General features: G+C 65.9%; 9 protein-coding genes, 1 tRNA gene and 1 pseudogene. 5 read left to right on the top strand and 6 right to left on the bottom strand.

Translation table 11 applies throughout. From position 1 onward, the window contains the following. Positions 1 to 177: 177 nt before the first annotated feature. The 6 genes and pseudogenes from B5V46_RS14460 to B5V46_RS14430 all read right to left on the bottom strand — a co-directional run bounded on the left by B5V46_RS14460 (position 178) and on the right by B5V46_RS14430 (position 5,683). A complete protein-coding gene (locus tag B5V46_RS14460; protein WP_080617252.1) occupies positions 178 to 894 on the bottom strand; it encodes a hypothetical protein in 717 nt (238 codons plus the stop codon). Positions 895 to 1,013: 119 nt separating this feature from the next. Beyond that, positions 1,014 to 2,167 (bottom strand): annotated as a pseudogene (locus B5V46_RS19875) (IS3 family transposase). Between the two features lie 867 nt (positions 2,168 to 3,034). Continuing rightward, positions 3,035 to 3,108 (bottom strand) — tRNA-Gly (locus tag B5V46_RS14445). Positions 3,109 to 3,259: 151 nt separating this feature from the next. After that, complete coding sequence (locus B5V46_RS20275) at positions 3,260 to 3,475, bottom strand: DUF1127 domain-containing protein (RefSeq protein ID WP_196774259.1); 216 nt, start codon at positions 3,473 to 3,475, stop codon at positions 3,260 to 3,262. A gap of 385 nt (positions 3,476 to 3,860) precedes the next feature. Further along, the gene (locus B5V46_RS14435; RefSeq protein WP_080617250.1) at positions 3,861 to 4,292 is read right to left on the bottom strand and encodes a glyoxalase superfamily protein; all 432 of its coding nucleotides are present in this window, start codon (positions 4,290 to 4,292) and stop codon (positions 3,861 to 3,863) included. Then, complete coding sequence (locus tag B5V46_RS14430; RefSeq protein ID WP_080617249.1) at positions 4,289 to 5,683, bottom strand: MATE family efflux transporter; 1,395 nt, start codon at positions 5,681 to 5,683, stop codon at positions 4,289 to 4,291. The genes B5V46_RS14435 and B5V46_RS14430 overlap by 4 nt, the downstream gene beginning before the upstream one ends. Before the next feature lie 844 nt (positions 5,684 to 6,527). Between B5V46_RS14430 and B5V46_RS14425 the strand changes: the two genes are divergently transcribed. Genes B5V46_RS14425 through B5V46_RS14405 form a run of 5 tightly spaced genes read left to right on the top strand, consistent with a single transcriptional unit; the run spans position 6,528 to position 12,350 of the window. Next, positions 6,528 to 7,556 carry a BMP family protein gene (locus B5V46_RS14425; RefSeq protein WP_080617248.1) on the top strand — a complete coding sequence of 343 codons (1,029 nt, stop codon included), beginning with the start codon at positions 6,528 to 6,530 and terminating at the stop codon, positions 7,554 to 7,556. Next, entirely contained in the window at positions 7,556 to 9,085 is a 1,530-nt protein-coding gene (locus B5V46_RS14420) for an ABC transporter ATP-binding protein (RefSeq protein WP_080617247.1), read from the top strand. Before B5V46_RS14425 ends, B5V46_RS14420 begins: the two co-directional genes overlap by 1 nt. Then, positions 9,075 to 10,121: an ABC transporter permease gene (locus B5V46_RS14415; RefSeq protein ID WP_080617246.1), complete on the top strand. Its 1,047-nt coding sequence runs from the start codon at positions 9,075 to 9,077 to the stop codon at positions 10,119 to 10,121. Before B5V46_RS14420 ends, B5V46_RS14415 begins: the two co-directional genes overlap by 11 nt. Beyond that, the gene (locus tag B5V46_RS14410) at positions 10,121 to 11,065 is read left to right on the top strand and encodes an ABC transporter permease (protein WP_080617245.1); all 945 of its coding nucleotides are present in this window, start codon (positions 10,121 to 10,123) and stop codon (positions 11,063 to 11,065) included. The genes B5V46_RS14415 and B5V46_RS14410 overlap by 1 nt, the downstream gene beginning before the upstream one ends. Before the next feature lies 1 nt (position 11,066). Further along, on the top strand, positions 11,067 to 12,350 hold the full coding sequence (locus tag B5V46_RS14405) for an amidohydrolase family protein (protein WP_080617244.1): 1,284 nt from the start codon (positions 11,067 to 11,069) through the stop codon (positions 12,348 to 12,350). Positions 12,351 to 12,390: the final 40 nt, after the last annotated feature.

Below are 12,390 nucleotides of genomic sequence, written 5' to 3'. Positions count from 1 at the left end.
TGGCCGCCCAGCAGCGCGCGTCTAAGGCGGGGTTCGCGTTCGTGGGCATGACGATGCCCAAAACATGGAGACGCCCATCAGCGCGCGATTTTTCGGGGGTCGCTGGGCGTGTCTCGTCGAACTCGTCGGGCAACGGCAGGCGCGACGGGCACGAGCGCGACGAGAGCGCCCGGAATTTCAGTACCATCCCCGCAGATGACTGACCTTGATGCTCTGCGGCGTAAGGTATTGGGAAGCGAAGGCGGCGCAGATCAAACCGATGCCCAAGTCACCGTGACCCGACGCGTTGCGACTCTGGCTGATGACCATGTTGCCAGCCGCCGTTGTCTGGGTCGTGAACGATCCGAGGTCTTCCTCGATCTCCTGCCTGAGCGGCAGGTCGTGAGCGAACTTCAATTCGCCCGCCGCGAACAGCACGGCAAGATTCTCGATCATGAGCGTCTTCGAGGCGTTCACATACCGCCCCTTGCGATTCCAGTCCTGCCCGCCGGTCATGGTGATAGCCGTGTGATCGACGCCTTGGTCAGTCAGAACGTCTGACACGACACGGCCAATGCTCGTGCCGTCGATCACGAGTTCCGATTTGCCACCGAACGGCGGCGCGTTGCGCAGGCGGATCAGGTAGTCGCAGACATCAACGTAGGACACGCCCCGGAATTTGTCCGCGAAGACGACCGTGCGTTCCCGCGCCCCGAGCGTAACCCGGTTGCCGTCGAAGATGGGCAACTGCTGATCCTTCACGACGACAGCCGAGGAATAGTCGTTCGACTGCCCAAGGTCTGCGCCGACAAAGTATCTGACAAATCCGGTCACTCTTGGAATGGCCGGGTCAGCACCCGTCTCGTTGACGACGCGGCCATCCGGCAGGTGGACGAGGTTCAGAACTTCGGACAAATCGCGTCCTCCTGTGATGTGGCGTTCTCGATGGTCGCGAGGTCAAAGTAAGACAGGCCGTCGCTCAGAAATTCGCACATTGAGCTACTCCCCATCGGTTGGACAGTATCTGGCGTAATTTAAGCTACTCTTTGCACCTGCTGATCGGGTTTGTTGATATCATTTCTCTGCCAATAAACCAGCGCCGGTGGCTTGCCGCCGAGGGCTGAGTGAGGACGCTGGTGGTTGTAGAAGGTCATCCATTTCCGGATAGCCCCTTTCGTCTCTGATCCGGTCTCCCAGGCATGCAGGTAGACGCATTCGTATTTCAGGGTTCGCCACAGCCGCTCGATGAAGATGTTGTCGAGGAATCGGCCTTTCCCATCCATCGAGATGCGCACACCGGATCGGCGGAGCCGGTCGGTCCAGGCGCAGGACGTGAACTGGCTGCCCTGATCCGTGTTCATGATCTCGGGCGGGCCGAACTTGTGGATGGCCTCGCTCAGTGCTTCGACGCAGAAGTCGGCCTCCAGGGTGTTCGAGATCCGCCAGGATAGAACCTTGCGCGTGTGCCAGTCCATGATCGCTATGAGGTATAGGAACCCGCGGCGCATGGGCAGGTAGGTGATGTCCGAGCACCAGACCTGGTTCGGACGATCCACGTGCAGCCCTTTCAGAAGGTAAGGATAGGTCTTGTGTCCTTTCGCCGGCCTGCTCGTGTTGGGCTTCTGGTAAATCGGCATCAGCCCCATGAGGCGCATTAGCCGGCGTATTCGCTTCTCGTTCACGAGATGCCCGTCATTGCGCAGGTGCCAGGTCATCTGGCGGACACCGAAGAACGGCGTCTACAGGAACTGCTCGTCGATCTGCCGCATCAGGCCGAGGTTCTGTGCGGTCTCTCCCTTCGGCTCGTAGTAATAGGACGAGCGCGCAATCGACAGCAGCCTGCACTGCTGACCGATGGACAGCTGAGGATGGTCAGGCTCGATCATACCGCGCCTCACTTCCCGCCCCAGGGCTTCAGCTTTCGTTCCAAAAAAGAGTTGGCCACCGCCAGCTCCCCGATCTTGGCGTGGAGCTCCTTCACCTGCTCCTCGTCGATCTCGGGTCTCTTGCGGCCACCGCGCTCGAACACGCCGGACGCGCCTTCGAGCAGGGCGCGCTTCCATTGATGGATCATCGTCGGATGCACTCCGAACCGGCTCGCCAGCTCGGCCGCCGTCTCTTCACCCTTCAGGGCTTCCAGCGCGACCTTCGCCTTGAACTCAGGCGCGTGCTGCTTGCGTTTCGACATCTCTGATCTCCTTCTCGTCGAAGATCAGCAGACTGCAAATCGTAGCTTACGTCACTGTCCGAATTTCGGGGGGTAGCTCACGGGATATAGTCGAGCGGCTTAATAGATACACATACTATAAAGTGTCCACTTAACCTTCTTTCCATGCTATTTTGGGAAAGGAGGTTAAGTGGACAGATAATCGCACGCAGACTGAACCACGAGTGCGACCGGATTCTGGATGCGATCATTGATGGGAAGCTGACCTATGCCAAGGCCTGACGGACATCCGTCGGGCTCAGCGAACTCGACTGCATCGGGCGGCAGGGGAGGATCAGCCGCATGGACCCAGTTGGTTCACAGGATGAAGACCGCCGTCACGATTGGACGACGGCGCGCGCCTGGTCTCACTTGGCCAGCACGGGACTACATTCGGAGCTTTCAGATCGCGACCGCCGCACCGTACTCGGAGAAGGTGTGAACGAGGCAGACAACCCTTGAGCCGGACAGGCTGGTGGGCGACGGCACGCGCCTGGTCCCACCCAGCCAGCTCGGGCCTGCACCATGGCCAGTCGGAACGCGCGCGCCGGAACGCCCTCGAAGATGGCGTGGCCAAGCGGATATCTCGGCGCTGGAGGCCATGGTCTCGCTCCGGTGGCGCGACGTGCTGTCCTGCTGTCTTGGGCGGGCGTCACCGAGGATGCCGAATTCCAGGATGAACCGCGCCGATAACACGCGTCTCATGACGTCTTGTGACGGGGCGCAGGTCAGGGGAGATGGGGCAGAGGGGACGGCTCGGGCAAGGCCGCAGATGCGTGCGGCCGCTTGCGCGGAAGTTACCCGAGGGCGACATTCCGGGGGGGGGCAATGTCCGACTGTCTGAGAGAGTGGAGCGGGTAGCGGGAATCGAACCCGCACCAAGAGCTTGGAAGGCTCGTGTGATACCATTTCACCATACCCGCGAAAGGCCCAACGTAGGTATGTCACGTCTCCGCTCGGGTCAAGCCACTTGTTGGGAAGGCGCGGCCGGGGCCGGATCGGGGAGAGGTGAGGTTCGCTCGGCGGGGCGGGCTCCGGCGCAAGGCGCGGCCCCGGTCCCCGTCGGAGCGTCGCTCAGGCCTTGCGGGAGGCTTCGGTGGCGATCGCGCCGATCTCGCAACGGTAGATGCCCAGATCCTTGAGGTCGCGGTCCGAGAGGGCCGACAGTTCGCGGATGGTCTGACGCCGGATGCTGTAGCGGCGGCCGGCCTGACGGATGTCTTCGGCGAGGACGCTCAGCCGGGCGATGAAGGCCGCATTCGGCGCGGCGGCATGGGTCAGCGTGGTCATGGTCTTGTCCTTTGTTCTATGGCGTCCGACATGTAAGGATTTGTACCATGGGCACAATCGCCGACCCGGTATTGCCGCCATGCACCTCCTGCAAGGGACGCAGGCCCCTGCCGACATTGACCTCGGGACCGCTTCATTGTGGCCATTCGGTCACTCTGCGCGGCCGATTGCACGAGGGGCGCGAGGCCGGACCCGCAGGGCGGGGGGCGTGAACCGCAGCGGATCGTTCTGCCTCTCTTTCAAGGCAGTTGCCCCCGACCCGAGGATCGGACATCTCAGCCGCCTTGCCCGAGCTTCGCCATGCAGGAGGGAAGCCGGCCTCCGCCGGGAAGGCCGGGCTTTCTGAGGGCGGCTCCGGCGAAATGATTCTGCCGGGAGCGTGCGCTCAGTTTGGCGCAATCTCCACGGTAAGATGCGGAGAGCCATCCGATGTCTTGCGGGCGCTGCGGCCATCTTCGCCGATCGTGCCGCGAATGCGGTGGCGCCAGTTCGAAAAGCTGTCGAACCGAACGGTGTCGATCGGCTGATCCAGCGCGATCTCGACGTGGCGATGCTCTGCAGGCCCCGACAGGGCGACAATTTTACCGCTATAGGCCTGGCCCAGATAGTGGCCCGTCACCGTGCTGCCCAGGGCGAGCTCAGGCGGGGCGTTGCGCTGGCTGAGCCGGGCATGCAGCGTGTTCCAGTCCCGCGCCCCGTGCTGACGGGCGACAAGCTCGAGGGACTGGGCATGGCTGATCGCCGTGCCTCGGTCTTGCAAGGTCTGCCGGAGCGCCTTGGCCTGGGTTTTGACGGTCTCGAGAGATGGTTGTTTCATGCTGTTTCCTTGACAGGCAGGGGCGCCGGGACAGGGGCGAGAAGGTGGCCGCGAAGGACCAGCGTCAGGGCGAGGACAAGAAGCAGGGCATCCGCAACCGGAAAGGCAAGCCACAGGCCATCGATCCCCGACAGGAGATTGAGGACGACAAGAAGGACCGGTGTCAGCAGCCAGGGTTTGATCAGGGTCAGCGCCGCGGTCCGGAGCGGATGGCCCATCGCCTGGAAATGCAGGGCGACGACGAGAACCGGCCCGGTGATGGCGTAAAGCGCCGTCATCGGTCGCAGGATCGCGGCAACCGCCTCGACGACGCGTCGGTCCTCCGAGAACAGAGCGCCCAGCGGTTCCCCCGCGAAGGCTCCTGCCAGTGTCACGCCGAGGCACCAGAGGAACGCGCAGCCCATGGCCAGCCGCAGGGCCGCGCCGGCACGATCCATGCGACCGGCCCCGGCATTGTTGCCGGTGATGCTCTGGGTGGCCAGCGCGATCGCCATCTGCGGCAGGAAGGCCAGCCCGAGAAGGCGCGTCACCACGCCATAGGCGGCGATATGGACAGCATGATCCGCGGCTGTGGTGCCGATGAGCAGGATGACCATGCCGGCCACCAGGGCCATTCCGATGAAGTTCAGGCAAAGCGGTAGGCCGAGCGAGAGGATCTGCCCCCATCCCGACAGCCAGCCGTGACGCCAAAGGGTGCCAAGGGGCAAAAGATCCCGGTCGCGCGCCCGCAGAAGCAGCAGCATCGCCAGGCCGAGGCTCTGTGCCGCGACGGTGCCGAGGGCCGAGCCCGCGACGCCCAGCCCGAGAAGCACGATCGCGACATAGTTCGCGCCGATATTCAGCAGGTTCACGATCACCGAAAGCAGGGCGATCTGCCCGGCCCGGCCTTCATTGCGCATGGCATCGGCCTGAAGCCCCAGGCCGAACTGGATCGGGGCGCCGAGGATCAGGATCAGCAGATAGCTCTGCGCCGGACCCGCCACCTCTGTATGTCCGGCGGCGAGCGCCGAGACCGTGGCTGGCCCGACTGCAAGAGCCAGGGCGATCAGGGCCGCGCAGATGGCGAGGGCCAGGCCATGCGCGCCTGCAAAGACCGCGCCTGCCTCGGCGCGGTCGCCGGCCCCGAGATGACGGGCGAGCAGGCTCGACATGCCGCCGCCCGCCAGGCTGGTCAGGGCCGTCAGCAGCATGACGATAGGAAAGGCCAGGCTGACCGCGGCCAGAGCCTGGGGGCCGATGACGCGTCCGACGAAGATCCCGTCGGCGACGTTCAGCAGGCCCCCCATCGACATGACCACCGCCATTGGAAGGGCATTCGACAGGAACAACCCCCCGATCGGACGGGTCAGGAATGGGTTTTCACGTGTTTCAGGGACGGGTCCGACGGACATCGCTCACTCCTCCGGAGAGGCATTTCGGATCGGGAGGGAGCCTGCATTGCCCACCTGCGAAATGCTTCGAGGGTGAGATGTCGTCTTTCGCTCCGGGCTTCACCGTGACTTGCGTCCGCAGGCGGCAGGTGCCCGGCACCTTGCGCGCTGCATTACTGGAAACACCCTGCGAAGGCAATATGAGAAACCGGAAGCCCGGGTTCGCTCCTGGCTTCGTGATACCCGCGAGCTGCAGAACGGCCCTCGGCTGGCAGCTTCGGGCCGATGGCGTCGAAGGATGCCGCGCGTTCCTGCCGCCGAAGCCTCTGATCCCTCTGGTCTGCGCAAGCGGGAGGGATCGTAATGCCCGGACCCTGACGCGCGCTTGCGCGGCTGGCCCTGTCGGGCTGTCCCACGGCCGTCTTCGGGGCAGGGGAATAGGCTGCGGCCGGGCATGGGCGTCGTCGGTTCCGTCGCCAGGTCCGGGCCGAAAGCCGGGTGTAGATGCCGGGGCCGCGGGCTCTGGCCACGGTCCATGCGGCCGATCCTGGGGGCGGGATCATGGCCAGATGCCGGAGGCGTCTGTGCCTGTCCGGCCGGAGCCGCCCTTCCCCGGCGACGCTCAGATGGTCGTTTCCGGCAATAGACGATCCGCCCTGCGCGCCGCGGGCCGATAGAGCCGGGGCGGGAACATCCCGACTGGACGGCAGGGGGCCCATTTCCCTGTCAGGTGCTTTGCCCCGGCCCGGGAAACGAGCGGGCTTTTCTTCGCCGGGCACCCGTGGCACTGTCCGGCCATTCCAAAATCCCGGCCGATGGCGCCGAATGCCGTCATCCACGGGGACATGTTACAGGGGATGAAGGTATGGCGACAACGCGGGACGGGTTCGCGATGGGGCGGCGTGGGCTCTTGCTGGGCGGGGCCGGTGCGGCGGCCGGGCTGGGGCTTGGGCTCTGGCCGCGGCGCGGGCTGGCGGCCGAGCCGGTCAGCGTGGCGGGCATCTACACGGTGCCGGTCGAGCAGCAATGGGTGAGCCGGCTGCACAAGGCCGCCGATGCGGCACGGGCGGCGGGCGAGATCACCTATGCCTTCTCGGAAAACACCACCAATACCGACTATCCCCGCGTCATGCGCGAATATGCCGAACAGGGGGTCAAGCTCATCATGGGCGAGATCTTCGGCGTCGAACAGGAGGCGCGCGAAGTGGTTCTCGACTATCCCGAGACCGCCTTCCTGATGGGCTCGTCCTTCAAGCCCGACCCGGATTATCCCAACCTCGCCGTCTTCGACAACTATATCCAGGACGCCTCCTACCTGTCGGGCATCGTCGCGGGTGCGATGAGCAAGACCGGCAATATCGGCATGATCGGCGGCTTCCCGATCCCCGAGGTGAACCGGCTGATGCATGCCTTCATGGCGGGCGTGCGCGAGGTCAAACCCGACGCCACTTTCCAGGTCAGCTTCATCGGCTCCTGGTTCGATCCGCCCAAGGCCAAGGAAACCGCCTTCGCGATGATCGAGAACGGGGCCGACCTGCTTTATGCCGAACGCTTCGGCGTCTCGGATGCGGCGCAGGAAAAGGGCGTGCTGGCCATCGGCAATGTCATCGACACCCAGCCCGACTATCCCGATACCGTCGTCGCCTCGGCGATCTGGGACTTCGCGCCGACGCTCGCTGCCGCGCTGGGGAACGTCTCGGCGGGCAGCTTCAAGGCGGATGATTACGGCGTCTATTCCTTCATGAAGGAAGGCGGTTGTTCGCTGGCGCCGCTTGGCACTTTCGAGGGCAAGGTTCCGCAATCGGCGATGGAGCTGATCGCGCAGAAAGAGGCGGCTATCAAGGCAGGCGATTTCACCGTCGAGATCAACGACAAAGAGCCCAAGTCCTCCTGATGTCCGGCACCCGACCGGTTGTCCTGAAGCTCGAGGGGATCACCAAGAGCTTCGGGACGCTGAGAGCCAATGACAATATCGGCTTCGCCCTGCACAGGGGCGAGGTCCTCGCGCTTCTGGGCGAGAACGGCGCGGGCAAGACCACGCTGATGAACATCCTCTTCGGCCATTACACCGCCGATGCGGGCAGTGTCGAGGTGATGGGCAGGCCGCTGCCGCCCGGCCAGCCCGGGGCGGCTCTGGCTGCGGGCGTCGGCATGGTCCACCAGCATTTCACCCTCGCGGGCAATCTCACCGTGGCCGAGAATATCCTCCTGGGCACCCGGCCGCTCTGGCGGGCCGGGCTGGGGCGGTCTGCCGCGCGGGCGCGGATCGCGGCGCTGTCGCGCGATTTCGGCCTTGCGGTCCGTCCCGATGCGAAGGTGCGCGATCTTTCCGTGGGCGAGCGCCAGCGCGTCGAGATCCTGAAGGCGCTTTACCGCGAGGCGCGGGTGCTGATCCTCGACGAACCGACCGCCGTGCTGACCCCGCAGGAGACCGACGCGCTTCTGGCCACGCTCAGGAAGGCGGTGGCCCGGGGGCTGTCGGTGATCTTCATCTCGCACAAGCTGCACGAGGTGATGGCCGCGGCCGACCGGGTGATCGTGCTGCGCCATGGCCGTGTCGCGGGCGAGGTCGCCACCGCCGAGACCGACCGCCACCGCCTGGCCGAGATGATGGTGGGCGAAGAGGTGCGCCTGCCGCATCCCTCGACCGCCACCCCCGGGCCTGCGCTGATGTCGCTGAGGGACGTCACCTGCCATCCCGAGGGCAGCCGCTCGGGGCTGAACCGCGTCACGCTCGATCTTCGGGCGGGGCAGATCACCGGGCTTGCCGGCGTGTCGGGCAACGGGCAGGGGGCGCTGGCCGATCTGGTCTCGGGCATGACCGCGCCCGATCAGGGACGGCTCGAGGTCCATGGCGCCGAGGTCAGCGTCTGGTCGCCCCGCGCGGCGCTGGCCGCCGGGGTCGGCCGCATCCCCGAGGATCGCCACGCGACGGGTTCGATCGCCGATTTCTCCCTGACCGAGAATGCCGTTCTCGAGGATTACGCGCGCGCGCCTTACAGCCGGTATGGCTGGATGAACTGGCGCGCCGCGCGGACCCATGCCGAGAAGATCATCGCCGACTATGACGTGCGCTGTCCCGGGCCCGAGGCCCGGATCCGGCTGCTCTCGGGTGGCAACATGCAAAAGCTGATCCTGGGGCGCGCGCTGGAGGCGGGGCCAAGGATCATTCTGGCCAACCAGCCCGTGCGCGGGCTCGATATCGGGGCTCTGACCTACGTGCAGGAATGCCTGATCGCGGCGCGGGATGCGGGCGCCGCCATATTGCTGATTTCCGAGGATCTCGACGAGATCCTGGCGCTGTCCGACGTGATCCATGTCATGTCCGAGGGGCGGCTGTCGCCGGGCTTTGCGCGCGGCTCGAAGACACCCGCGGAACTGGGCGCCTGGATGGCGGGGCAGGGGTTCGACCATGCGGCTTGACCCGGTCCACAATCCGACGCTGGCCCGCCGTCTGGGGCTGCCCTTGGCGGCGCTGGCCTTCACCGTCGCGGTGGCCTCGGGGCTTGCGAAACTCGCAGGCGCCGACCCCTTCGCCACGCTGGGGCTGATCGTGAAGGGGGCTGCGGGCTCGAAATTCGCGCTGCTCGAGACCCTGAACCGGGCGACGCCGCTGATCTTCACCGGGCTGGCCGTCGCCGTGGCCTTCCGTGCCCGGCTCTGGAATATCGGGGCCGAGGCGCAGCTTTACGCGGGCGCGCTCATGACCGTGCTGGTCGGCACCCAGCTCGGCCTGCCGGGCGCGGTCGCGATCCCCATGATGGCGCTGGCCGCGATCCTTGCGGGCGCGCTGGTCCTGCTGGGGCCCGCGGTGCTGAAGCTCAGGCTCGGCGTCGACGAGGTGGTCACGACGCTTCTGCTGAATTTCATCATGCTGCTGGTCATCTCGATGCTGCTCGAAGGCCCGCTGAAGGACCCGATGGGGATGGGCTGGCCGAAATCGCCGCCCATTCCGCGCGATGCCCGCCTGCCGCGGCTGATCGAGGGGCTCAGGCTGCATTGGGGGTTCGGGCTGGCGCTGATCGCGGCGGTCTCGGTCTGGCTGATCCAGATCCGCACGACGCTGGGCTACGAGATCCGCGCGGTGGGGCTGAACCCGCAGGCCGCGCGCTTTGCGGGCATCCCGGTCAACCGGGTGATCGTCAAGACAGCGCTTCTGTCGGGCGGGCTGGCGGCGCTGGCTGGCTTCTCCGAGGTCGCGGGGCTCAAGGGCAACCTGACCCTGGATCTGAGCCCGGGCTTTGGCTACACGGGCATCGTCGTCGCCATGCTGGCGCTTCTGCACCCGCTGGGCGTCGTCGCCTCGGCGATCTTCGTGGCGGGCGTCTTCGTCGGCGCCAACAGCATGAGCCGCGCGGCCGACGTGCCCACCTATATCGCCGACATCTCGGTCGCGGTGGCGCTTCTGTCGATGGTGCTGGCGATCCTTCTGACGAAATTCCGCGTGGTGAGGGGCTGATGGAGATCCTCGACATCCTTCTGTCGGCCAGCTTCTGGGCGGCGGTGCTGCGCATCGCCTCGCCGCTGATCTTCGCCACTATGGGCGAGCTCATCTGCGAACGCGCGGGCGTTCTGAACCTCGGGATCGAGGGGATCATGGTCGCGGGCGCCTTCGCGGGCTGGATGGCGGTCTATGCGGGCCTCGGGCTCTGGCCGGGAATGCTGGTCGCGCTTCTGACCGGCATGGCCTTCGGCGCGTTGCACGGGCTTCTGACCGTGCCCTTCGGGCTGTCTCAGCACGTCGTGGGCCTCGGCATCACCATGCTGGCGACCTCCAGCGCCTATTATGCCTACCGCCTGTCGCTGCCCGAGGTCACCAGCCCGCCCCGGATCGAGCCGTTCCAGCCCCTGCATATCCCTGGCCTTTCCGATCTTCCTTTCTTCGGCGAAGCGCTCTTTTCCCAGACCGCGCTGACCTATCTGGCCTTCGCCACCGTCATCGTCGTGGCGCTGGTTCTGTACCGCACGCCGCTGGGCCTTGCCCTGCGCGCGGCGGGCGAGAATCCCTCGGCGGTCGAGGCGCAGGGCCTGTCGGTCGCCGCGATCCGCATCGGCGCGGTGATGGCCGGGTCGGGGCTGATGGCGGTGGGCGGGGCCTTCCTGACCATGTCGGCCTTTTCCTCCTTCTTCTTCGAGATGGTGAACGGGCGCGGCTGGATCTGCATCGCGCTTGTCGTCTTCGGCGCCTGGCGTCCGGGCAAGGCCTTGATCGGAGCGCTCTTGTTTGCGGCTTTCGACGCGCTACAGATCCGATTGCAGCAGACGCCGCTCGGCGCCGACATCCCCTACCAGGTCTTCCTGATGGTGCCCTATGCGCTGTCGATCCTGGCGCTGGTCCTGATGTCGCGCCGGGCCGAGGTGCCCGCCGCCCTGATGACGCCCTTTAACCGCGGAGAACGCTGACATGGCCGAGTTCGACCTTCTGATCACCGATGGAAACCTGCCCGACGGAGAGGTCGGCGATATCGGGATTTCGAAGGGCCGGATCGCGGCCATCGGCGATCTGTCGGGCTCGACCGCCGGGCGGGTGATCGACGCGGCGGGCGATCTGGTCTGCCCGCCCTTCGTCGATCCGCATTTCCACATGGACGCGACGCTGTCCTACGGCACGCCCCGGATCAACGCCTCGGGCACGCTGCTGGAGGGCATCGCGCTCTGGGGCGAGCTGAAAGAGATCGCGACCGTCGATCAGATGGTCGAGCGCGCGCTGGCCTATTGCGACTGGGCGGTAAGTCAGGGGCTGCTGGCGATCCGCAGCCATGTCGATACCTGCGATGACAGCCTCAAGGGCGTCGAGGCGATGCTGCATGTGCGCGAGGTCGTGAAACCCTATCTCGATCTGCAACTGGTGGCCTTCCCGCAGGATGGTTTCCTGCGCGATCCGACCGCCCGGGCCAACACCCTGCGCGCGCTCGACATGGGGGTCGATGTCGTCGGCGGCATCCCGCATTTCGAGCGCACGATGGAAGACGGCCGTGCCTCGGTCCGCGAGCTCTGCGAGATCGCCGCCGAGCGCGGGCTTCTGGTCGACCTGCATTGCGACGAGACCGACGATCCCCTCAGCCGCCATGTCGAGACGCTGGCCTATGAGGCCCGGAGGCTGGGGCTTCAGGGCCGGGTCAATGGCAGCCACCTGACCTCGATGCATTCGATGGACAATTACTATGTCTCGAAGCTTCTGCCGCTGATGGCCGAGGCCGGGCTTTCGGCTGTGCCGAACCCGCTGATCAACATCGTGATCCAGGGCCGCCATGACAGCTTCCCGAAACGGCGCGGCCTGACCCGGGTGAAGGAGCTGCAGGCCCATGGCATCACCGTCGGCTGGGGTCAGGACTGCGTGCGCGACCCGTGGTATCCCCTGGGCACCGCCGACATGCTGGACGTGGCCTTCATGGGGCTGCATGTGGCGCAGATGACCTCGCCCGCCGAGATGCGGCGCTGCTTCGACATGGTGACGACCGAAAGTGCGAAGATCCTGCATCTCGAGGGCTACGGGCTTCATGAAGGGGCCCAGGCCTCGCTGGTGATCCTCGATGCGGGCGATGCGATCGAGGCGATCCGGCTGCGGCCCGCCCGGCTGGCGGTGATCTCTAGGGGCAGGGTGGTGTCCGAGACGCCGCGGGCCGATGCGAGGCTCGACCTGCCCGGACGCCCGGCGGGCGTGCGCCGCCGCCACCACGCGAATTGATTTGCGCCGCGGCAGGAGGAAGCTATCCTCCGGCCGAAGG

Origin of the sequence: Rhodovulum sp. MB263 (genome assembly GCF_002073975.1) — a bacterium.
Taxonomy (GTDB): domain Bacteria; phylum Pseudomonadota; class Alphaproteobacteria; order Rhodobacterales; family Rhodobacteraceae; genus Rhodovulum.
The sequence above is the reverse complement of the archived record's forward strand: the minus strand, read 5'-3'. Positions and strand labels throughout refer to the sequence as shown.

Bases quoted from the DNA above. Each gene is read 5' to 3' on its own strand.
- B5V46_RS20275 (WP_196774259.1), bottom strand. From the start codon at position 3,475: ATGACCACGCTGACCCATGCCGCCGCGCCGAATGCGGCCTTCATCGCC.
- B5V46_RS14435 (WP_080617250.1), bottom strand. From the start codon at position 4,292: ATGAAACAACCATCTCTCGAGACCGTCAAAACCCAGGCCAAGGCGCTC.
- B5V46_RS14430 (WP_080617249.1), bottom strand. From the start codon at position 5,683: ATGTCCGTCGGACCCGTCCCTGAAACACGTGAAAACCCATTCCTGACC.
- B5V46_RS14425 (WP_080617248.1), top strand. From the start codon at position 6,528: ATGGCGACAACGCGGGACGGGTTCGCGATGGGGCGGCGTGGGCTCTTG.
- B5V46_RS14420 (WP_080617247.1), top strand. From the start codon at position 7,556: ATGTCCGGCACCCGACCGGTTGTCCTGAAGCTCGAGGGGATCACCAAG.
- B5V46_RS14415 (WP_080617246.1), top strand. From the start codon at position 9,075: ATGCGGCTTGACCCGGTCCACAATCCGACGCTGGCCCGCCGTCTGGGG.
- B5V46_RS14410 (WP_080617245.1), top strand. From the start codon at position 10,121: ATGGAGATCCTCGACATCCTTCTGTCGGCCAGCTTCTGGGCGGCGGTG.
- B5V46_RS14405 (WP_080617244.1), top strand. From the start codon at position 11,067: ATGGCCGAGTTCGACCTTCTGATCACCGATGGAAACCTGCCCGACGGA.